19 protein-coding genes and 1 pseudogene are annotated in these 23,565 nt (G+C 28.1%); 14 read left to right on the top strand and 6 right to left on the bottom strand.

Annotated elements, in window-relative coordinates:
• Positions 1–322 precede the first annotated feature (322 nt).
• Positions 323–484 (top strand): hypothetical protein, encoded by a 162-nt coding sequence (locus B3603_RS07615; protein WP_291562759.1) that lies wholly within the window; start codon positions 323–325, stop codon positions 482–484.
• Between the two features lie 769 nt (positions 485–1,253).
• Here the strand turns inward: B3603_RS07615 and B3603_RS07610 are convergent.
• Together B3603_RS07610 and B3603_RS07605 are read right to left on the bottom strand one after the other, a co-directional pair.
• The gene (locus B3603_RS07610; protein ID WP_291562757.1) at positions 1,254–1,490 is read right to left on the bottom strand and encodes a BhlA/UviB family holin-like peptide; all 237 of its coding nucleotides are present in this window, start codon (positions 1,488–1,490) and stop codon (positions 1,254–1,256) included.
• A 15-nt stretch (positions 1,491–1,505) separates the two neighbouring features.
• Positions 1,506–2,039 (bottom strand): RNA polymerase sigma factor, encoded by a 534-nt coding sequence (locus B3603_RS07605; RefSeq protein ID WP_291562754.1) that lies wholly within the window; start codon positions 2,037–2,039, stop codon positions 1,506–1,508.
• Between the two features lie 436 nt (positions 2,040–2,475).
• Between B3603_RS07605 and B3603_RS07600 the strand changes: the two genes are divergently transcribed.
• The 4 genes from B3603_RS07600 to B3603_RS07585 are packed head-to-tail and all read left to right on the top strand — an operon-like array spanning position 2,476 to position 6,748.
• Entirely contained in the window at positions 2,476–4,821 is a 2,346-nt protein-coding gene (locus B3603_RS07600) for a xanthine dehydrogenase family protein molybdopterin-binding subunit (protein ID WP_291562751.1), read from the top strand.
• Positions 4,808–5,641, top strand: a complete 834-nt coding sequence (locus tag B3603_RS07595) for an FAD binding domain-containing protein (RefSeq protein WP_291562749.1) — start codon at positions 4,808–4,810, stop codon at positions 5,639–5,641. Before B3603_RS07600 ends, B3603_RS07595 begins: the two co-directional genes overlap by 14 nt.
• A 5-nt stretch (positions 5,642–5,646) precedes the next feature.
• Positions 5,647–6,117, top strand: coding sequence for a (2Fe-2S)-binding protein (locus tag B3603_RS07590; RefSeq protein ID WP_291562745.1), 471 nt, complete (start codon positions 5,647–5,649; stop codon positions 6,115–6,117).
• 34 nt (positions 6,118–6,151) lie between these two features.
• Complete coding sequence (locus B3603_RS07585) at positions 6,152–6,748, top strand: nucleotidyltransferase family protein (protein WP_291562741.1); 597 nt, start codon at positions 6,152–6,154, stop codon at positions 6,746–6,748.
• Between the two features lie 97 nt (positions 6,749–6,845).
• Here B3603_RS07585 and B3603_RS07580 read toward each other — a convergent pair whose 3' ends face one another.
• Positions 6,846–8,780, bottom strand: coding sequence for a M28 family metallopeptidase (locus tag B3603_RS07580; protein WP_291562738.1), 1,935 nt, complete (start codon positions 8,778–8,780; stop codon positions 6,846–6,848).
• 323 nt (positions 8,781–9,103) lie between these two features.
• On the opposite strand from B3603_RS07580, the gene B3603_RS07575 reads away from it, so the two are divergent.
• The 4 genes from B3603_RS07575 (at position 9,104) to B3603_RS07560 (ending at position 14,270) form a co-directional block, all read left to right on the top strand.
• Positions 9,104–10,699 carry an ABC transporter substrate-binding protein gene (locus B3603_RS07575; protein ID WP_291562734.1) on the top strand — a complete coding sequence of 532 codons (1,596 nt, stop codon included), beginning with the start codon at positions 9,104–9,106 and terminating at the stop codon, positions 10,697–10,699.
• 192 nt (positions 10,700–10,891) lie between these two features.
• A complete protein-coding gene (locus B3603_RS07570; RefSeq protein WP_291562731.1) occupies positions 10,892–11,851 on the top strand; it encodes an ABC transporter permease in 960 nt (319 codons plus the stop codon).
• Between the two features lie 26 nt (positions 11,852–11,877).
• Positions 11,878–12,693 carry an ABC transporter permease gene (locus B3603_RS07565; protein ID WP_291562766.1) on the top strand — a complete coding sequence of 272 codons (816 nt, stop codon included), beginning with the start codon at positions 11,878–11,880 and terminating at the stop codon, positions 12,691–12,693.
• Between the two features lie 551 nt (positions 12,694–13,244).
• Entirely contained in the window at positions 13,245–14,270 is a 1,026-nt protein-coding gene (locus B3603_RS07560) for a P1 family peptidase (RefSeq protein ID WP_291562763.1), read from the top strand.
• Between the two features lie 59 nt (positions 14,271–14,329).
• On the opposite strand, the gene B3603_RS07555 is transcribed toward B3603_RS07560, so the two are convergent.
• Entirely contained in the window at positions 14,330–14,776 is a 447-nt protein-coding gene (locus B3603_RS07555) for a MarR family winged helix-turn-helix transcriptional regulator (RefSeq protein WP_291562728.1), read from the bottom strand.
• A 178-nt stretch (positions 14,777–14,954) separates the two neighbouring features.
• Here B3603_RS07555 and B3603_RS07550 point away from each other — a divergent pair, with 178 nt between their 5' ends.
• Genes B3603_RS07550 through B3603_RS07540 form a run of 3 tightly spaced genes read left to right on the top strand, consistent with a single transcriptional unit; the run spans position 14,955 to position 17,759 of the window.
• Entirely contained in the window at positions 14,955–15,818 is an 864-nt protein-coding gene (locus B3603_RS07550) for an efflux RND transporter periplasmic adaptor subunit (RefSeq protein WP_291562725.1), read from the top strand.
• Complete coding sequence (locus tag B3603_RS07545; RefSeq protein ID WP_291562722.1) at positions 15,818–16,549, top strand: ABC transporter ATP-binding protein; 732 nt, start codon at positions 15,818–15,820, stop codon at positions 16,547–16,549. The genes B3603_RS07550 and B3603_RS07545 overlap by 1 nt, the downstream gene beginning before the upstream one ends.
• Position 16,550: 1 nt before the next feature.
• A complete protein-coding gene (locus B3603_RS07540) occupies positions 16,551–17,759 on the top strand; it encodes an ABC transporter permease (RefSeq protein ID WP_291562719.1) in 1,209 nt (402 codons plus the stop codon).
• 153 nt (positions 17,760–17,912) lie between these two features.
• Here the strand turns inward: B3603_RS07540 and B3603_RS07535 are convergent, their stop codons facing one another.
• Positions 17,913–18,287, bottom strand: coding sequence for a DUF2680 domain-containing protein (locus B3603_RS07535; RefSeq protein ID WP_291562716.1), 375 nt, complete (start codon positions 18,285–18,287; stop codon positions 17,913–17,915).
• Between the two features lie 380 nt (positions 18,288–18,667).
• Between B3603_RS07535 and B3603_RS07530 the strand changes: the two genes are divergently transcribed.
• Positions 18,668–19,195, top strand: coding sequence for a hypothetical protein (locus B3603_RS07530; protein ID WP_291562713.1), 528 nt, complete (start codon positions 18,668–18,670; stop codon positions 19,193–19,195).
• 73 nt (positions 19,196–19,268) lie between these two features.
• On the opposite strand, the gene B3603_RS07525 is transcribed toward B3603_RS07530, so the two are convergent.
• Positions 19,269–19,898, bottom strand: a complete 630-nt coding sequence (locus tag B3603_RS07525) for a TetR/AcrR family transcriptional regulator (RefSeq protein ID WP_291562710.1) — start codon at positions 19,896–19,898, stop codon at positions 19,269–19,271.
• Between the two features lie 904 nt (positions 19,899–20,802).
• On the opposite strand from B3603_RS07525, the pseudogene B3603_RS07520 reads away from it, so the two are divergent.
• Positions 20,803–22,813, top strand: a pseudogene (locus B3603_RS07520) (sodium-translocating pyrophosphatase).
• Positions 22,814–23,565 lie beyond the last annotated feature (752 nt).

Below are 23,565 nucleotides of genomic sequence, written 5' to 3'. Positions count from 1 at the left end.
GATGCTTTTAGTATTATAATTAGAACTATTAAATTCACAACTTTTTTCAATTCATAATTCACAATTGTGGATATTTCTCAGCAAAAGCTGAGAAATTTAAAATTATTTATTTTTGAAGTTATGCAGTAACTAACTAATAGTTGTAGCTTCTCCATAGTATTAGTTAAAAATCAGTTTAAGAAATTAATTCATAAAGAATTAATTTCCACCATAATTGTGAATTTTGCATTGTGAATTGTGAATTGAAATACTTAAGGATGTAGCTATATTGAGCTATACATTAATTTTTAAAGTAGTTTATCTATATATACGGAGGTATAAAATGGGGATATTTTCATTTTTAAAAAGAAGTAAAGAAGTACAAAAAGAGAAAAAGTCAAACTTTAATATTATAATATCACCTACAGTATTAAATGATGTTATAATCCTCTTAAACAAGCAGAATAAAACTGCTATAAGACTTGTAGCTACTGGCTTCTGCTGAAGTGGGAGTAAATTCGATGTTGTTCTGGATGAACAAAAAGAAAATGATTTAATAGTAGAACAGGATGGAGTAAAATTTGTTATCAATAATAACTATAAAAATATTATAGGAACTGCAGAAATAGTAAAAGTAGGCAATAAAATTACTGTGAAAAATCATTAATAAATATATCCAATATATATTTTACTTAGCCTAATTGAAAGAGTAATTTGTTAAAGAATTGCTTTTTTATTCTTTTATAAACATCATATTTACCATATGATAAATATGTATTATGTAATTTTTGAGACATTTTATTTATATAAAGAAGAAGTTTATATATTAGCATTTTTATTTTAAAGATAGTATATAAATAAGATATATCACAAGATACCATATTAATATATAGATTATTAACGTGGTATCTTGATTTATAACAATAGTTTTTATTTTATAAAAAAATGTTATTGGATATTCATATGTTTTTTTATAGATAAACTTTATTCAATGGAGAATTGTGGTGGAAATTAGTTTTGATCAAACTAATTTCTTTAATAGATTTTTTAAATACAAGTGACTGTGTCACATGAAAAGAAATCAATTGAGAACTTCTCTTATAAAAGAGAAGTATCAATAATTGTCCATTGTTAATCGTCAATTCTCAATTTCATATTAATGTAAACTCAAATAATTTAATAGCACAATTTTATGAATTCATAGATTAAATTTGGAACTGGTATATATAGTTCTAATATCAATGAGTTATATAACAATTTTCTTTAGAATGAAATTATCTTTCATTTATTTTTTTAAATACATGATTTTTAATTTCCTCTACATCCTTTTTTACATCTTCAACTATGTTCAATTTATCTGTCAATTTAGAAATTATCTCCTGATAACTTTTTTCCCGCTCTTCTTGTTTCAAATCTCTTTTTTCTTGCATTTTTAATATATAAAAAATAAGAACTATGCTTAAAGCACTCCATATTCCTTGTGTTGAAGCTAATTTTATAAAATCATCCATTTTTAACCTCCTATTTTATGCACTTAAATACTTTCTTAATGTTACTAAAGCTCTATTTTTAGCTCTATTTACAGACTGCCTAGATACATCCAAAATATTAGAAATTTCAGTTTCACTATAGTTTTGTATAAATTTTAATATTAATATGTTTTTTTGCAATTCAGTAACTTGACTTAGTAAATCTTTTATAAAAATAGAATTATGCAAGTCATACGACATTATAGGATCTTCACATATAGTTAAGTTTAACTCATCACTTTCTTTTAATAAAATTGATTGTTTTTTAGATAAGTATATATACTTATTTTTTAATGAGGAATGAATGTAAGATACAATGTATTTATCAGGAGATTTGCTACAAATTGTACTTAATGGGAGCTTGTACACTATTTCAATAAGAGATACTATTAGATCTTGTTCAGCATCATCATAGTTTAACAAGTTACTGTACTTTCTTATTAGGGGATTAAACTTATTAATTATTTCTAAAATACATTTAGAATCCCTATTTTTACATCTCCTTAATAATTCATATAGATTATTGTTCATGATTTATTCACCTACTTTATAGTCTTTTAAAATAAAAAGAGTAATAAAGTAGATTTTTGTAACTGTTTTCAACTGAAGTTTTTTAAAACAAAAAATGAAATTAAATTGCAAATACTACTATTAATATACAAAATATTATTTATTATTTGTAAAAAAGGTTAATAGATGATTAATAAAATGTCACAAAATCAAAGAAAGTATAGAAAATTTATGAATATAACAAGTGTTATATTCATAAAAAAATTAATAACTTTGGTATTAATTTAGAAAATATTTTTTAAATTTATATTAAAGTTATTAACAATATTACCCCTACAGTACAGAGGTTTCTTAGTGGATTTCCTTCATTTATGAATATCCTAGATAAATATGGAAAAACTATTTTAATATAAGTGGAATTTTATTTGTTAAAGATTTATATAAAGGAGAGAATCACATGGAGTATATATCGAGAATTGGAGTAAATACCCTTAGGAAAGAAGCATGGGATAAAGTTACTGGTGCTGCAAAATATAATGGTGATATAGCAACTCCTAATATTTTGCATGCTAAAATGCTTACAAGTCCTCATGCCCATGCCATTATAAAATCAATTGATACTTCAGAAGCATCAAAAGCTACTGGCGTTCAAGCTATAATCACTGGTGAGTATCATCCTGTACTAAGTGGTTCCGTAATTGAAGACAGGCCTCCTATTGCAAAAGACAAGGTAAGATATTTTGGTGAACCTGTAGCTGTGGTAGTGGCAAATAGTGAGGACGAGGCAATGAAAGCTGTAAAGCTTATAAAGGTTGTTTATGAGCCATTGCCTGTAGTAAATTCAATAGGCGATTCTATAGAACCATCTGCTACACTAATACATGAAAATCTGGGACAATACCATTGTACAGTTGAGGATGTATATCCTAAGCCTAATTCAAATATTGCTGACCATGTGAAGATTAGAAAAGGAAATATGAGCGCAGGATGGGAAGAAAGCGATGTTATTATAGAATCAAGTTTTTCACTTCCCCAATCTGACCATGTTGCTATGGAAACTCGAAATGCTAAAGCTCAAATACTACCAGATGGAAATGTAATAATATATACCTCTTCTCAAGCACCTTTTTCAGTGAAAAAGAGATTAAGTAAACTTTACAATATACCGGAAGGGAATATTATTGTTCGAGTTCCCTTAGTTGGAGGAGCTTTCGGTGGAAAAGCTACTGCTCAACTTGAATTTATAGCATATCTTGCCTCAAAAGCTGCTGGAGGAAGGATGGTTAAAATAGCGAACTCTCGAGAAGAAGATATAACTACATCACCATCTAAAATAGGAATTGAAGCTAAACTTAAAATAGGTACTACTAAAGATGGTTTAATAAAAGTTTTAGAGTGTACTTATCATGTAGATTGTGGTGCTTATGCTGATACTGGGCCACGTATGGCAAAAGCAATAGCTGTTGATTGTAGTGGTCCATATAACATTGAAAATGTATGGTGTGATGCATTCACAGTATATACTAATCATACATATGTTACATCTTATAGGGGCTTCGGTCATGCAGAATTCACTTTTTGTATTGAAAGAATGTTAGATAAAGTAGCAGCTTCAATAGGAATAGATCCTTTAGAATTGAGAATGAAGAATGCTATATATCCTGGAAATTTTTCACCAACTCAGGATAAAATTACATTAAGTAATACAGGAAATTTACCTAGTTGTATATCAAAATTAAAAGAGCTGATTAATTGGCAGGAAGGTACAAAGATAGAATTAGATAATGGCGTGATAAGAGCCAAAGGAGTGAGTTGCTTTTGGAAAACATCTGACTCACCAACCAATGCCTCATCCGGTGTGATTATTACTCTAAATACTGATGGTAGTGTAAATCTTAATTTCTCCGCTGTGGAAATTGGACCTGGAATGAAAACTACCATAGCTCAGATATTTGCAGAAAAGATGAAAATGGATATCAACAAAGTTTATGTAGTCATGAATGTAGATACTCAAACTTCACCCAAGCATTGGAAGACAGTTGCAAGTATGACAACTTTTATGGTAGGAAATGCAGCTATTGATGCTGCAGAAGATTTAATACGGCAATTACGAGAACTTGGAGCTATAGTGCTTAAATGTACTCCAAAAGACTTAGAGGTCGAAAATGAAAGGGTATATTTAAGAGATGATCCTGAAATATATGTGACATTTAAAGATTTAGTTTACGGATATGAATATCCTGGAGGAACATCTATAGGAGGACAAATGATTGGACGCGGTAGTTACATTATGAAACATTTGACCAAATTAGATAAAGAGACAGGAAAAGGTAAAGCTGGGGTATCATGGACGGTAGGTGCTCAAGCCGTTGAAATAGAATATGATCCTAAGAAATACACTTATAGATTATTAAAAGCTGCAACTGTTATTGATGTAGGCAAGGTAATTAATCCTAAAACTGCTAGGGGACTTATAATGGGTGGTATGAGTATGGGGCTAGGATTGGCTACTAGAGAAGAATTTTTATACAATGATGCTGGGATATTAGAAAATACTTCTTTACGAACTTATAAACCAATTCATTATGGAGAAAATCCCCAATATATAGTCGACTTTGTAGAAACTCCTCAAGTAGATGCTCCTTTTGGTGCTCGTGGTATGGGAGAGCATGGTATTCTAGGAGTATCAGCTGCTTTTGCTAATGCTATATCATTAGCAGCACAATCGGATTTTGATAAATTGCCAATATCGCCTGAACTAATATGGAAAACTAAGACTGGAGGTAAATATGATCCCCTTTGATTTTGAATATTATAAACCAGAAACCGTAGAAGAAGCTGCTAATTTATTTCATAAATTAAATTCTATAGGGAAAGAACCAATATATTATGGTGGAGGAACTGAATTTATTAGCATGGCAAGAGTGCATAATGTATATGCAGGAGCAGTCATTGATATTAAAGGTATTTTAGAATGTAATAAACAAGAATTGAAAAATGACGAATTAATAATTGGTTCTGCTGTAACACTTACTAATATTGCAGAATCAAATCTTTTTCCATTACTTAGTTTGACAGTTAAAAGGATAGCTGACCATACAATACAGGATAAGATAACATTAGGAGGAAACTTAGCTGGAACTATTATATATAAAGAAGCTATACTACCTCTTATGGTATCGGACAGTGAGATAGTAGTAGCAAGTATTAGTGGAAAAAGGCGTATTCCTCTAAAAGACATATTTAATAAAAGAATTGAACTTGCTAAAGGGGAGATTATTGTACAAGTAATTATAAAATCTAAATTTCTTTCGCTTCCGTGCATACATGTAAAAAGAACAAAAAATGAAAAGATAGACTATCCTTTAATTACAATAGCAGCATTAAAAAATAATAATAGAATCAATATTGCTTTTAGTGGATTACGCGAATATCCATTTAGAAATTACCTAATAGAAGACATTTTGAATAATAACTTGATTTCTGCAAATGAAAGAATAAATAAAATTATTAATAGCATATCTGATAGTATAATAAATGATCTTAGTGGTTCTTCTGAGTATAGAAAGTTTATGCTCCATACAATGCTATGTGAAGTATTAGAAGAGTTTAAGGAGAGTTAGTAAAAATGCTTGAGATATTAAATAATACTGTTTTAACACTGAATATAAATGGAGAAGATAGGCAAGTGATTGCTAAACCTTCGGATATTTTATTACATACTTTACGTCAAGAACTTGGTCTTACTAGTGTAAAGCCTGGCTGCGAAAATGGAGATTGTGGTACTTGTACTGTTCTGGTAGATAATTGGCTAATAAAAGCTTGTCTAATGCTTACTGTGGAAGCTGTAGGAAAGAGTATTCTTACTGTTGGAGGACTAAAAGATGCTCCTATTCAAAAAGCCTTTGTTGAAAATTGGGGATTTCAATGTGGTTATTGCACTTCTGGATTTTTAATGGTTTGCCATTCACTCTCAAAGATTCATCCCAATGCTGATGATACTGTAATAGAACAATGGCTTGAATCTAATCTATGTAGATGTACAGGATATGAAGAAATTGAAAGTGCCATAAAATCAATTTTAAATGGTAAAGTTTAAAAAATAGAAAGGAATTTATAAGAAGTAATTAAATATGAAAGTTGAGGGAATAATTTTAGCTGCTGGTTTATCAACGAGAGCTGGTACAAATAAGCTAATATTAGACATAGGTGGAAAGACTGTAATTGAAAGATGTATTTATGGAATGTATAGTTTATGTTCTAAAATTATAGTAATAGGTGGTAATAGGATAGAAGAAATAGAGGACATACTTAACAAATATCCTAAAGTAGAACTAATCTATAATTCTGATTATTTAGATGGAATGTTTAGCTCAGTAAAAAAAGGATTAATGAATATTAAAGAGGAGAAATTTTTTTTAATTCCTGGAGATTATCCGGTTATTAATAAAGAAATATATGAAGATATGCTAAAACTAGATGAAGATATAGTTATTCCAATGTATAAAGAAAAAAAAGGCCACCCACTATTAATGAAAAGTTATCTAATAGAGGAACTAATAAAATCTAAACATTATAATACATTAAGAGACTTTGTTAATATTAAAGGCTTTAAATCTATAAATGTTGAAGAACCTGGAGTATTAATGGATATAGACACCATGGAAGATTATAAAGAAATTCTTCTATATTTTCAAACAAGATATCAAAACTTTAGAGATATAATTTAAAAAATTAACTAGTGTAATAGATTTATCTAATCTATTACACTAGTTAATTTCATTGACATTAATATATTAATATCATGTAAGTACAACATATGAAGTTTTAAAAAGAATTTATTAAGTTATCTATTGGTGATTTTAAGTCTAAGTTTTTTAAAATATTAATATTTTCTTCGTTATTTGAAGAAGTGGTAATCAATAGATGAAAAGTTTTACCCTTTATCTTTATTGATTTGTATAATGCTTTTGGAGAATTATCTTTTAAGCATAAATAATAACTTTCTCCATTTATATTTTTTGTATCATTGCTAATTTTATATTTATTTATAGGATATTCTTGTGATATATCCATATTGTTTGAAGGAGTTTCTATAAATAAATTAACTTTTAATTGATCTTCATTTTTATCTTTAAAGAGTAACTCTAAGTTATCGATATCATCAATATTATAATCTCTAAAATATATTTTATTTGGTTCAAGAGAATTTCTATCTATATTAGACCAATATTCAGAAATGTTTAGAGAGGTTAATTTGAAATTACCTATACTAGTATCTACATTTAGATTAGGATAGTATTTGTTTAATGTACTTATACTATTATCAGTATTTGGATTACTATCTAATACTATATTGGATTTCATTATAACTCCTTTGTTATTATTTGGATCAAGCATATACTGATGATACTTTAAGATATCGAAAACTTTATTAAGCTTTTTTATATCCTCAGGGGAAGGAGTTGAAACTACATTATTTTCATTAGAATTAGAAATTTTATAAGTTGATTTTTTATTATTTATTATAAAATCAAAAAGTACATTGCTAGTATTTTTTAAATATTTAAAGTCTATTTCATCTAAAGTATCTTCTAAAGTGTGAACTTTATCCATACTCTCATTAGAAATATTTGTTGCTACAATATTCTTCCTTATAAAAGCATCATGATCACTTGAAGAATAAGAAGTACCAATTTTAGATTTATAACCATTTTTATCAAAATGATTTTTCAAATCTACCATTAATTCATTTTCTCTATTATCTGTAGTTGAAAAAATAGTATTAACATCATCTTTTATTCCTATAGATGTAATATTAATATTATATAATTCACTATAATCTTTAACTAAGGTATTAACGAAGGCGCTACTACCTTGAAGATTAGATTCTTCACCATTGAAAAAACAAATAACTATATCATGCTCAGGAGGATTTTCGCTATAATGTTCTTTTAGCTTTTTACTTAGATCAAGTAAGAGCGAAGTTCCGCTGGCATTATCTATAGCACCTTTAAATACTTTATCATCTACATTACCAATATGATCGAAATGGGCAGATAGAACTAATGCTTTACTACTATCTTTTCCTTTAATCATTCCAACTATATTATTAGCATGTACATCTTCCTTTAAAGATTTAAAGTTAATTTCAATCTTACTATCTCTATTCTTTTCTAAAAGCTCATAAGTTTTAGGGGAAATTTGTATTAGATTTATATTAGTATCATCTAGACTTTCAGAAGTATTGATGTTTCTCTTAAATACATTTGTTTTAAGAAATATTATCCCTTCATTGGACTGTATATCTTTAAGATTATTTACATTATTAACAACTAAAATTTTGTCATCATTATCATCAACATCAAAGGTAAAATCCAAATTTTTTTTCATATCGCTATAAATATTCTCTAGAAAGTCTTCTCCTCGTTTAAGAGAAAGCCTTTTACCATCTTTGAGGATTAGGTCTATATTATAAGTTTGTCCTTCTGGAGGATAATATACATGATTATAGGGAATGGCATAATTAGTATTGTCTTTATACCTTTCTACACCTATATTCTCTAGTAAAATACTTAAATGATCCTCAATTTTTTTATTTTCTTTTGTTCCCGTAAGTCTTCCTTTAAATTTAGAATTTGTTAAGTATTTAATACTTTTTTCAATTGAATAATATCTATTGTTTAAGGCTTTTAACCCCCATGTGGTTCCTAATGATATGGCTATAATTAATAAAATAAATGAAATATGTTTACCTTTCATCTATTGTCCTCCTTTTGTATATTTAAATATATTTTAACATTAAAAAGGCTAAATTTGATGAAGAATAAAAAATTAAAGTGGATTTATATACATAGAATAAATTTAATTGAAATTGAAAGTATAAAGCATAAAAATATTTAAAAGTACTTTTATTGGTATAGGAAAAAGAAATTGTATCTATTTGATTTACAAATAGTAAAAGGTAAGTTCATAGAAAGTTAATATAATAGTCATAAAACATTGAATTTTCAGTAAATTTTTAATAGAATTCTATATGGAGATATGGGGTAAATTAAATACCTTTTATTTATGGGGGGAAAGTTATGAAAAGCAAAAAGTTTTTATGTACAGCCCTTTCAATAGTTTTAACTTTAGGATTAATAGGTTGTGGGGCAAATACATCAACAGATAACAATACAACAGGAAAAAAAGTAGAACAAACAGAAGAGGTAGTTAAAAAGGATGGAAGTACAATGGTGTTTTCTGCTAATACAGATCCTACTTGTTTAAATCCATTTTTTCAACAAAATAGAATTACGTTCACTGTGAATAATGCCTTGTTTGATCCATTATTCATTGTAGATAAAGACGAGACAAGATATTATCTTGCAGAAAAGATGGAAGCGTCAGAAGATAAACTTACATATACAGTTAAATTAAAAGATAATTTAAAATGGCATGACGGGCAAAAAATCACTGCCGATGACATAGTTTTTACGGTTCAAGCTGTACAAGATGAAAAGAATGGTATTGCTGATAGAGAGTCTTTTGTAGTAGATGGAAAAAATATTGATGTAGTTAAAAAAGATGAATTAACCGTTGAATTTAAACTACCTCAAGTATTTGCTCCTTTTGATGCCAATTTAGGCTCATTAAGACCAATACCTAAGCACATATTTGAAGGAGAAAAAGATTTTGCAAAATCAGAGAAAAATAATATTCCTGTAGGTTCAGGTCCCTTCAAATTTAAAGAGTGGAAAAAAGGTGAGAGTTTAACCTTAGAAAGATTTACAGATTATCATGGAGGTAATCCTCATCTTGAAAGCATAGTTTATAGAATAATTCCAGATAAAAATATTTCTAAAATTGCTTTTGAAAATGGAGAAGTTAATGCAGCTTATGTAACAGAAGAAGAACTTGAAAAATTCTCTAATGATGATAGATTTAGTACAACTTCTTTTGAAGAAGGTATGTTAAGTTATATGATTTTTAATGAAAAAAATGAGAATCTAAAGAAAAAAGAAGTTAGACAAGCTATTAGCTATGCACTTAATAAAGAAGAAATATTAAAAGGGCAATTTAAGAATTTAGAAAATACAGCAGTGGCAGATTCAATTCTAGCACCTAGCACTAAATATTATACTGAAGATGTACCTAAATATGAACATAATATAGAAAAAGCAAAAGAGCTTATGAGAAGTGCTGGTGTTGAGAAAATGAAATTAAATTTTCAATATGATCGTGATAAAGATACGGTTATGATTATCCAACAACAATTAAAAGAAATAGGTATTGAGGTTGAACCAGTGCTTATAGATGGAAATGCTTTCTTTGGTAAGCTTGTAGGTGAACAAGAGAGAGATTTTGATTTAATATTAAATGGATATGTTATGGGGGTAGACCCTAACGGATATGCTAGTGCCTATACTACTGGTGCAATGTTTAATGCCATGAGTTATTCAAATAAAGAAATGGATGATTTATGGAAAGAAGGGGCAAAAGAAGCAGACGAAGGTAAAAGAAAAGAAATATATGAAAAAATACAAAAGGGTATAGCAGAAGATGCAACAATATACCCAATACAATATACAAAGTCATTAATTGCTATAAGTTCTGATTTTGGAGGAGTAGAAGAAGCTAAAACAGTACCTATATATATGTTTGAAGATTTATCTAAGCTTTACATGATAGAAAAATAATCTAAATAAACTTAGAATTAACGATGGACAATTGAGAAAAAATTAATTTTAATGGAATTACTCTTTTATACAGACTTTTTATTGACAGAAGTTATGAAGTAATTAAAGAATAACTATAATTTCTATATACTAAAAACATAAATAACTATAATTGTCCATTGTTAATTGAATAAAGAGATGGAGGAAAATACTATGAAGAAACATATATTCAAAAGAGTATTAGAAGCTATTCCTATGCTATTATTTATTTCCTTCATATCGTACATATTGATGAATTTAGCTCCAGGTGACCCAGCGCAGGGGTTTAGAACACCTCAAATGTCAGAAGAACAAGTAGCTATAATTAGGGCAAGCTTAGGATTAGATAAACCAGTTTTTATTAGATATTTTTATTGGCTTAAAAGCACTTTAAGCGGAAACTTAGGTTATTCTCTTATAACTCATCAGCCAGTAGCAAAGGAAATTTTATCAAGACTTCCTGCTACATTAGGTCTTATGGGAGCATCAATGGTTTTATCTATATTAATATCAATTCCGTTAGGAATGTATACAGCTCTTAATAAAAATAAATTTGTAGATAATTTTGTTAGTACTTTAAGCTATATAGGTATATCTATACCAAGCTTCTGGTTTTCAATGATACTTATAACTATATTTGCGTTAAAGCTTCGATCGCTTCCTAGTGTAGGTATGAGAACTATAGGTGTTAATTCTTTTTTAGATGTTTTAAAACACGGTATATTACCTACTGTAGTATTAAGTTTTCCTAATATAGCAGTTTTAACTAGATATGTAAGGTCAGCTACTATAGGAGAGCTTCAAGAAGATTATATTGTTACAGCTATGGCTAAAGGATTATCAAAGAGGGGAATTTTATTTAAACATGTTATGAAAAACTCGTTAATTCCTATAATAACTATATTAGGCATGAGCTTACCATCATTAGTATCTGGTGCTTTTATCACAGAAACAGTTTTTGGATGGCCTGGTATGGGAAGACTTGGAATTAATTCAATATTTTCAATGGATTATCCAGTAATTATGGCAATAACTATGATGACATCTATTATGGTGATTTTAGGTAATTTAATAGCAGATTTATTGTATATAGTAGTTGACCCTAGGATTAAGGTGGTGGGGCATAAGTGGTAAAAAGCAGATTTAAAACTAATTTTAAAATGCAAATGAGAAAAAATAAATTAGCACAGTTTTCACTTATATCTCTTTGTGTAATTTTTATATTTTCAATATTTGCCTTTTTATCTCCTTATGATCCCAATGAAATAGATATAGCAATTAAGTTTCAAGGTCCAAGTATTAATCACATATTTGGAACAGATGAACTTGGGAGAGATTATTTTACAAGGGCATTATATGGAGGACGAGTATCCATTATTGTGGGTATACTATCTATGGTTGTGTCTGTAATAATTGGCACTGTTGTAGGTGCTATAAGTGGATATGTAGGAGGTATTTTAGATTCAATTATAATGAGGCTAATTGATATGCTTATGTGTATTCCTGTATTTTTCTTAATATTAATTGCTAATGCTTATTTAAAGCCAAGCATAGTAAATACAATAGTGATAATAGGAGCTTTTGGATGGATGGGTATAGCGAGAATAGTAAGATCAGAAACTTTGTCTTATAAAGAAAGAGATTATGTTCTTGTTTCAAAATCCCTAGGAGCAAGTAATTGGTATATAATTAAAACCCATATTATACCTAATGTATTACCAACAGTTATAGTGGCATCAAGTATTAATATAGCTGACGCAATATTAACAGAGTCTGCACTTAGTTTTTTAGGTTTAGGAGTACAACAACCTATGGCTTCATGGGGGAGTATGCTTCAAGCAGCACAGGCTAGAATGTCAGATAAAGCCTATCTTGCAGTATTTCCAGGACTTTTAATATTGATAACTGTACTTAGTTTTAATGTTTTAGGAGATGTGCTAAGGTTAGCACTTGAACCTAAAATGAATGATATATAATTTACGTACAATTAAATATAGCAAAATAGCGTAACTAAAACATCATTAATCCCTCTGACAATAAAATAGTTAGTACAAAAATTAAGATTACTTAAAACCTTAAATAACCTCTTATATAGTAAAGCATAATCCCTAATGCTTTACTGTATCCTAAGAATTCTTAATTTGATTAATATATTTGTCATTTATGAATTTTAGATTACGCTTATTTACCCTAGATATAAAATTTTATATCTAGGGTTTTATATATATGTATATAAAACCTTAAAATATACTGTGGAAAATAAATTTTCTATAGAAATAGCTTAAATCCTTAGAAATTTGGCATTAATAATTAAGAGTACGAATTTAGGATGAAAATCACCTTTAGTGAATTTTTTTAAATAAAATTTATTCTAAAAAACTCCAAAGGTTTTGACTATGAAGTTTTAACCATAATTTGTATTTTTCATTCTTAAATTTCAATTCATAGAAAAGATTTTTGATATAATTTAGTTGTAGTTTAAGTTTTATATTCTAAAACTCATAAAGGAGAGATTATCATGGGTAATATGGGAATTAGAAGATATGGAATTGTTATAGGAGAGTTAAAAACAGGTAGAAATAATTTAATTACTGATGTTGAAGGAGTAAAAGTAGGACATGTTACTTTAAACAAGGATAGAATTAAGACGGGAATTACTGCTATTCTTCCACATGAAGGTAATATTTTTAGGGAGAAAGTTATGGCTTCTTCCTATATTATAAATGGATTCGGTAAAACTATAGGAACTATTCAAATAGAGGAACTTGGTAATATTGAAACTCCAATATTGCTTACTAATACTTTAAGTGTAGGAGCAGTATGTGAAGCTTTAATAAAATATATGCTTAATAACAATGCTGATATAGGAGACACAACGGGTACAATAAATCCAGTAGTTTGTGAATGTAACGATGGATATTTAAATGATATACGACAATTAGCAATTAAAAGTGACCATGCTCTAGAAGCTATAAAAAATGCTGATGTAATTTTTGAAGAAGGTGCTGTAGGAGCAGGAACAGGTATGAGTTGTTATGGATTAAAAGGGGGAATAGGCTCAGCATCAAGAATTGTAGAATTAGATGACAAGGAATATACTTTAGGAGTATTAGTGCTTTCTAATTTTGGAAGAAAAAAAGATTTAATAATTAATTATAGAGAACTAGGAAAAGAAATCTATGACCTTGAAGAAACAGAACAAACAGATAAGGGATCAATAATAACAATAATTGCTACTGATATACCTTTAAATGAAAGACAACTTAAAAGAGTTTCTAAACGCGCAGTTATAGGATTAGCGAGAACTGGTTCTTATGTTGGAAATGGAAGTGGAGATGTAGTAATTTCCTTTACAACTGCTAATAAAATAAATCATTATGAGGAAAAACTTATAACTTCCTTTGAAGCGATAAATGAAGAGAAGATGGATTTAGTTTTTAGAGCAGCGGTAGAAGCTGTTGAAGAAAGTGTTTTAAATTCTATGGTTTATGCAGAAACAACAGAGGGAAGAGATGGGCATAAGAGAGTTTCAATAAAAGAATACTTAGGATAACTAATGATTAAAGTTAATAAAAAATTCGTAATAGCAAAGTGAACTAGTTCACTTTGCTATTAACTTTGCATTTTAGAAAGTATTTCCTTTATGCCATCAAAGTGATGGGATAATTCTTTTAATTCTTCTTCATCAAATTGAGAAAATTTTTCCTTTAACTTTGATGCTATAAGTGCTTTATGATTTTCCACGAATCCAACACCTTTTTCCGTAAGTGAAATCTGTATGATTCTGCGATCTTTTTCTCCAGGTATTCTTTCTACTAAGTTTTCACTTATCAATTTATCTATAAGTGGTGTTAAATTAGATTTATTTATGGATAGTCTTTTTGATATTTCAGACATAGTTAATATTCCTAAAGTATGTAGTAAAAATAATATATTGCATTGAGAAATTGGTAAACATTGATTATTCTCAAAGTCTCCAATTTTAGAAAATTTTTTTATAAGTAGTGGAAAAATTGAAAGCATATTTTCTGCAATGACAGTTAGTTCTTTGTCATCCATAAACATTACTCCTAACTATAAGATAATTACACTTAAATTATAACACGAATTTATAAAATTGTTAGTTGAATTTATTAAAAATGATGGTAAAATAGTTATGAAAACATAACAAAATAAATTATCAATTGATGGAAAAAATAAAATATCTTGATAACTTTATATTACGGGAGGATAAGGAATGAAAAGAAAAACTATAATAGGTATTTTGGTAGTAGCCTTAGCTTTAGTGGCTGTGTCATTACCTATAGCAAAGACAAAAGAAGGAAAAGTTCCAGAAGTTAAAACTATATCAGCGGAAAAAGGAGAAGTTAAATCTTATTTAAGTACTACAGGGGTTATAACTTCAAAGAAAGTCAAAGAATACTATGGTCCTCAATCAAAGGTTTCAGAAGTTAATTTTAAAGTAGGCGATAAAGTAAAAGATGGAGATATAATAGTATCTTATGATATGGGAAGTATTGATGCAGAATTTAATGGTACTATTACAGAAATAAATGTTTTAGAAGGTACTATAGGAAATATGAATCAACCTGCAGTAGTAGTACAAGATTTAGATAACTTAAAAATAGAAGTTGGTCTTGGTAAATTTGATGCACACAAAGTTAAAGTAGGGCAAAGTGCCGAAGTAAAATTTAATGGAAAGAGTTATAAAGCGAAAGTAGAACATGTAGATCCTATAGCTAAACAGCCGATGTCTGCTATGGGAAGTGGAGAAACTACACTAAAAGTAGAACTAAGTATCTTAGATAATATACAGGGATTAATGGCAGGATTTGATGTAGATGTAAATATACTTTTGGGAGAGAAAAAAGAAGTTATAAAAATACCAGCAGAGGCTATAAAAGCAGATAAGTCAGGTAAAAACTTTATCTATATATTAGAAGATAATAAAGCAGTAGAAAAAGAAATTCAATTAGGATTAGAGTCTGATATGGAATCTGAAGTTCTATCAGGTGTAGAAGGGGGAGAAAAAATAATATTAAATCCTAATAACATTAATAATGGGGATGAGGTAAAGGCAGATGTAGAGGAGGTTAAATAATGCTAGAAGTAAAGAATGTTGAAAAAACCTATGCTCAAGGTGATATTAGCTTTAAGGCCTTAAGGGGAGTTACTTTAAAGGTTGGAAAAGGTGAGTTCACTTCAATTATGGGACCTTCTGGATCAGGTAAATCTACCTTTATGAATATACTAGGCTGTTTGGATAGGATGGATTGTGGTACTTATTTGTTAAATGGGAAAAATGTATCCAATTTGAGTGATAACGAATTAGCAATTACACGAAATAAAGAAATAGGTTTTGTCTTTCAAGCCTTCAACTTACTTCCTCGTATGACAATATTAGAAAATGTAGAACTTCCTATGGTTTATGCAGGAGTGTCATTTAACGAAAGAAGAGAAAAATCATTAATAGCACTTGAGAGAGTAGGGCTGTTAGATAGAATTAAACATAAACCTACTGAAATTTCAGGTGGACAAAAACAGAGAGTTGCAATTGCACGTGCAATAGTTAATAGTCCAGCAGTGATTATGGCAGATGAACCTACAGGAAATCTTGATTCTAATTCTACCGATGATATTATAAAAATATTTCAAGATTTAAATGATGAAGGTTCAACTATAATAATGGTAACTCATGAACCAGATGTAGCTAAACATACTAAGAGAATTGTAAGGTTTAAAGATGGTTTAATTGTAGATGATGAGATAGTAAATAATAGAATAATACTTAATAAATCTAGAATCATAAAGATAAATGGAGAGGAGGCTTAATATGAACTTTATAGAAAATTTTAAAATGGCTATGGATAGCATAAAGGCTAATAAGCTAAGATCTTTTCTAACTATGTTAGGGATAATTATAGGAATAAGTTCAGTTATAGCTATTCTGTCCTTAGGGGAAGGTGGAAAATCCTCTATAACCGGTGAATTTGAAAAAATAGGATCATCCACAGTAAGTATAAAAGTAAATTCAAATGAGGCTACTATGTCTGATTATTTTAATGAGAATGATATTAAGCAAATAGGTGAGAGAGTTAATTCAGTAAAATATATAACTCCTTCTTCCTATAAAATGGGTGACATATCTTCAGAAACAAAATCTAAAAAAGCATCAATTTCAGCAGGAAATCAGGATTTAGCTTTTATTCAAAGTGTAGAAATGGTTCATGGACGATTTTTTAATGAGATAGAGGCTAATGAAGGAAAAGCAGTGATTGTCTTAGATGAAATAGGAGCTAAATCTCTTTTTGGATATACGGATGTAGTAGGGGAGTATGTTACTGTAGGTCCTAAAGCAGTTGCTAAGAAAGCAAGAATAATTGGAGTTACAAAAAGTTCACAGATGATGTTTATGGCAGAAAATGAGGATATGCCTATTATGAGTATGGTTCCTTTGTCATTTTTAGAAAGTTTATATCCTACAGATTTTGTCGTAGATACCTTATATATTATGGCTGATACAAAGGAGAATATTGAACTAGCAGGAAATAGTGCAATTAATGTTTTAAAAAGTAGACATAATAATCGAGATAGAGAAGTTTATACTGCGGAAAGTCTTATGAAGCAATTAGATCAAGTAAATGAAGTGTTAGGAATATTTACAGGATTTATATCAGCAGTAGCAGCTATTTCATTATTAGTAGGTGGTATAGGAGTTATGAATATAATGCTTGTATCTGTTACTGAAAGAACTAGAGAAATAGGTATAAGAAAAGCAATAGGTGCTACAACTAATACTATACTCCTTCAATTTCTAACAGAGTCTGTTATAATATCACTTTTGGGTGGAATTATAGGAATGATATTAGGAATTGTAGCAGCCTATGGACTAGGAAGTTTTGCAGGAATAACTCCTGTATTATCGATAACATCCATAATAGCAGTTATAATATTTTCTTCCTCAGTAGGAATTTTCTTTGGAATTTATCCTGCAAGAAAGGCAGCAAAATTAGATCCTATTGAAGCATTAAGATATGAATAATGTAGAGAATTAAGAATATGAATTAAGAATGAAATTAGGCATCTGAAATAAAATAGACTAGCATATAAACTAGTTATTTTTTAAAGATGCCTTAATTACTTTTAATTTTAAATTATAAAACCGTGACTATCAGTCACGGTTTTATTTATAGATCTAGTGACAACCAAATCTGCCACTTTTGCTTAAAGATCCTCTATTCATAATTTTATTACATTCGTCTATTCTATATTGAAGGTTTTCTTTTATTTTATTTCCTTCTTCTTCAGAAATTTTACCATCTTCTATAGCTTTATCTACAGCTTTAGCTTTTTCTTCTAGAATTTGTTTTCTATATTTTACATCTACGTTGTCAAACTCGTTAAGTAAATCATCATTATAAACATCTTCTTTTGTTGATGAATCTTGAGAAGTTGAGCTATTAACCTTAGGAATATCATAATCTTTATTTGATAAATTACTTGCATAAGCAATGGATGTAATTCCTAGTGATAGTGTTAAAGCTGTTATTACTAAAATTTTTTTGTTCATAAACAATCTCTCCTTTTACTATAAGCTTTGAGTACATCATATCAGTAAGTTGTGGAGAAGTTATGTAGATAATAAAATTACATAATATTACCTAAAAGCTTAATGTAAACAGTATAATTTTTATCTTTAAAGAAACTAAGCTATGAACTTAAAGAATGTTAAGAGAACTTACAATAATAATATATAAATAAAATTTTAAAGAGATAATATAAAAAAATTAAAAATAAAGGTATGTCCAATTAAATATAGAATTAATTAATGTTCTATATTTAAAAAAATACTAAGGGTATTGGTAAAAAAAATATTATAGATATGCAAATGAAGAATAGTTCATAAAATAGTAAAAATGAATATTAGCTATAATGAGAGGAGGGTATACTATGAGAAGAAAAAATGCAATTATTTTATTTATAATATTGATATCTTTATTTAACATTTTTCAGTTTTATTCTAATACGGTAATTAAATTATGTTTTAGAGACTTATGGCTTGAAAATCATAAGTATGTTAATCCTGTAGATGGCTCTGAAAATATTTATATAATTATTGATAATAAAGGTTTACTTAAATTTCATCAATATAATATTAATAATAATGATAGCATTAACATTACAATACCAAAGAATTCTAAATTCATTATATCTCTATATGAAAATTCAACTATAACTGCTAAGTGGGATATTATTAATGAGTTAAATCCTAATGTAATAAAATTTATAGAGTATAAAAAAATAAATCCATTTGAAATTAATCCTAAAAAAAGAGATGGACAATCGAATAGCAGAAATTTTATGTACTTTCAATCAGGAAATGAAGGGGAAGGGATTATAAATTTAGGATATAGACATATAGATGAAAATGAAGATGATTATTTTACTAAGTTGAGATTAAATATAAAATTAAATTAGTAATATTAAAATATAATATTTTTTATAGTAGAAAAAATATTTAAATTTATCTATGGAAAAAGTCGTGACTTTATCACGACTTTGATTTATATGCACCTTTTTTTAGTATATCTATATAAGATTTTAATTCTTCAAGTAACATATCTATTTGACTCAATCCTTTATCTGGCTTGCTCTTAAAAGAATCTATGTGCTTATTAATCATTGCTTCTATGAATACATAAATTAGATATATAGCTTTTTCATATTCAATATCATCTCTAAATTTAGAGGTATCTATTTTGTCTTTAAGCATAGTTATAGTTGAGCTTTTAATATTAACTGATTTATTATTAAATTCCTCCTTAACTTCATCTGGAGTATTATAGAAAGCATCGAAAATAAGCATATACATTTTGGGATGCTCACATGCAATTTTTACTTTTCTTATAAGAATATCTGTTATTAATTCAAAGACATCATATTTACCTTTAAGTGTATTTAAAGATAAAAATTGAGACATATAATCACAAGTATATTGTACTATATAAATATATAGATTTTTTTTATTACCAAAATAATGAAATATAAGGCCTTTAGAAACTCCTGCATTTTTCATTATTGTATTAGTAGAAGCTTTGCTATAACCCTTTTCACTAAATTCATCAATTGAAGCATAGATTATATTATGCTTTTTATCTTCCGATAGACTTGTTTCTCTCAATACCATCATTCCTTTAATAAATTAGTTATATCTTTTTTAATTATAAATAAGATATATGAAAGTAACAAGGAGTATAGAAAATAAAGACATTAAAGAATACATATACTAATAATTAAGTAACTTAAATTGTAATTTATAATAAGAATTATATTTGTGATAAAAATATTTTATTTAGGGTATTATTAATATTTAAATACTAAAGATTTATCATTTAAAAATTATGCTGAAAATAGCGAATTAAAAAAATTTTCAATTTATATATTGAAATTTAATAGTTTTTCTAATAAACTATTATAAAAGTTTCACTTTTGTTTAATGTTTTCGCGTTGGGCTTAAATACAACAAATTTGGGACTTTTTAACATAGTTTTTTATTTAATTTTTATATAAAAATTTTAAATTATTTAAAAAACCCCCAAAAATAACTAAGTACTATTTTAATATTTTTAAAAAATAATTCATAAATAGGATTTAAAGAATATAATTTAATATAGAATGTATTTGAAATTGTTTACATTTATGTTAAAGTTAATTTATACATTTAAAGCATAATATTTTGCATATTAATTCAAAATAAATATACTTAATAGCAAAAAAATATTTAAAAAATTTATAATATTATAAATTTAAATATTCTAATTTATATTCAGAAAATTTAATATTATTAAGGGGAGGTAGTTGAGATATGAGAGTGTTTAATGTTTTTAATTATAATAAATATGGATAACATTATTTATATTTATGTAATAAAAAAGTTTTGGTTTTAAAATATTTTAAAAAATTTATCCTGTATATCATGGGATAAATTAGTCCAATTGAAGGAATTTAATTAAAGGAAAAGGATAAAAATATAATTTTATTTAGTATTTTAATGAAATATTAAAAAATTATATTTGGGTGATATTATGGAACAAGCATATTTATTAGGAATTGTAGGCGGAGTGCTTGCAATAATTTTCGCATTTTATTTAAGTAAAACAATCGTTAAAGAGGAAAAAGGAAATGAAAGGATGTCAGAAATAGCATCCTATATAAAAGAGGGCTCAATGGCTTTCTTAAGAAAAGAATATACTTATTTAAGTGTTTTTATAGTTATAGTCGTAATTTTACTTAGCATATTTATAAATTTTCAAACTGGTATATCTTTCCTTTGTGGAGCTGTATTTTCAATTTTAGCTGGATATTTTGGAATGAAGATAGCCACATCAGCTAATGTGAGAACTGCAGAAGCAGCAAAGCATGGCATAGGAAAGGCATTATCTATTGCGTTCTCTGGTGGAGCAGTAATGGGAATGAGTGTTGTAGGGTTAGGAACACTAGGAATTTCAGTAATATATTTAGTCTTTAATGGAGATACAAGTATATTAACAGGATTTGGATTAGGTGCATCTTCAATAGCATTATTTGCAAGAGTCGGCGGGGGTATATATACTAAAGCTGCTGACGTAGGTGCAGATATTGTTGGTAAAGTTGAGGCAGGAATACCAGAAGATGATCCAAGAAATCCAGCAGTTATTGCAGATAATGTTGGAGATAACGTTGGAGACGTTGCAGGCATGGGAGCTGACTTATTTGAGTCTTATGTTGGATCTATTATTTCAGCAATAACTTTAGGAGCTGTGGTTTATAAAGATAGTTTAAATGGAGTAGCTTATCCTATAATTCTAGTGTCTTTAGGTATAGTAGCCTCTATTTTAGGGACCATATATGTTAAAGTTTCAAAAAGTCAAAATCCACAGAAGTCTTTAAACTCAGGTACTTATATTGCTGGTGGACTGTTCTTAATAGGAGCATTATTTGCTAGTAAGATGACTTTTGGTACGCTGAACAGTTTCTTTGCTGTTGGTAGTGGAATGATTNNAATTAACAGAAGTTTATACTTCAGCGGATTACAAGAGTGTAAAAAAAATAGCTGATCAATCACAAACCGGAGCAGGAACTAACATTATTTCTGGTATGGCAGTTGGTATGAAATCCACTATGGGAACAATATTATTAATAGCTCTTGAAATACTAATAGCTTACTTTGTGATGGATGGAAGTAGTAACAGTTCAATGGGGCTATATGGAATTGCACTTTCAGCAGTAGGAATGTTATCAATAACTGGGCTTATTGTCGCTGTTGATGCTTATGGTCCAATTGCTGATAATGCAGGTGGAATAGCTCAAATGTCAGATTTACCTGAAGAAATTAGAGAAATTACAGATAAGCTAGACTCTGTAGGAAATACTACAGCTGCAAAAGGTAAAGGATTTGCTATAGGGTCTGCTGCATTAACATCACTAGCATTATTTGCTTCTTTTGCAGAAGCTTCTAAGCTTATTGAGATAAATATATTAAATCCAGTCACTTTAGTTGGAGTACTTGTAGGAGTAATGCTTCCATTCTTATTTAGTGCTTTAACAATGGAATCAGTAGGTAAGGCAGCAAATGACATGGTTAAAGAGGTAGGAAGACAATTTAAAGAAATAGATGGAATAATGGAAGGAAAGAATACTCCAGAATATTCAAAATGTGTTGAAATATCAACTCATGCTGCATTAAGAGAAATGATACTTCCAGGCGTATTAGCTATAGTAGTTCCTATATTAACTGGATTTTTATTTGGTGTAGAGGCTTTAGGAGGATTACTAAGTGGCGCAGTTGCCAGTGGAGTTCTAATGGCTATAATGATGGCTAACGCTGGTGGAGCTTGGGATAATGCTAAGAAATATGTTGAGGAAGGACATTTTGGAGGAAAGGGCAGTGAAACTCATAAGGCAGCAGTAGTTGGAGACACTGTAGGAGATCCGTTTAAAGATACTTCAGGTCCATCAATGAATATATTAGTTAAACTTATGACTATAATATCATTAGTATTTGCTCCATTAATAGCCGAATATGGTGGAGTATTATTAAAATTTTTAATTAAATAACCAAGGCATCTTCAAAAAATAATAAACCAGTATGTTAGCCTATTTTCTATTATACTGCGTCGTCATAACTTCATAATAGATAGACTATCATGAAAATCTGTCAACCTGTCTGATGCAAAATATATTTCGCATTTTTGACTAGTTATTTTATTTCATATGCCTAAAATATACTAACATCTTTGGTTTATTATTTTCTTTCAGATGCCTGCTAACAGCCCCGATATAATTTCGGGGCTTTAATTTGTATTTTATTATTAAAAGAAATATTTATAAATTGCTGGATAATCTTTAGATATATAAGTTACAAAATTACTAATTTTGAATATTTGTTAGCGATGGCTAAGAAATTTAAAATTAATCTATTAAAAAATCTATTAAAGAAATCAGTTTGATTAAAACTAATTTCTATGATAATTATCAACTGTCAATTCTCAATTATTTTATATATTGTTTTATTGTATAAAAAATAGCTTGCATTAAAATACAAGCTATAAGTGTAGGAGAACATTAAGAAAACAGCTTTTGAAAAGCTTTTTCTAATCTCGTTCATTTTTCATAGGAAAATATAGACTTAATTTATAATCATCATTTATACTATATCAAAAATAAAAATAAATAAGTATAGATATTATGAATTAGAATAGTACTATACGTATTTATTAAATAGATTTATATTGAAAAAAGAAGGTAATTTACAGTTAAAGTACAAATATATATAGATATGCCAGCTCTAAGGTCGATATGTATTTAGA

This window comes from Clostridium sp. UBA2485, assembly GCF_002341865.1.
Lineage (GTDB): Bacteria > Bacillota > Clostridia > Clostridiales > Clostridiaceae > Clostridium_J.
Note: the sequence above shows the minus strand (reverse complement) of the source record. Positions and strands in the feature narration are given on the sequence as shown.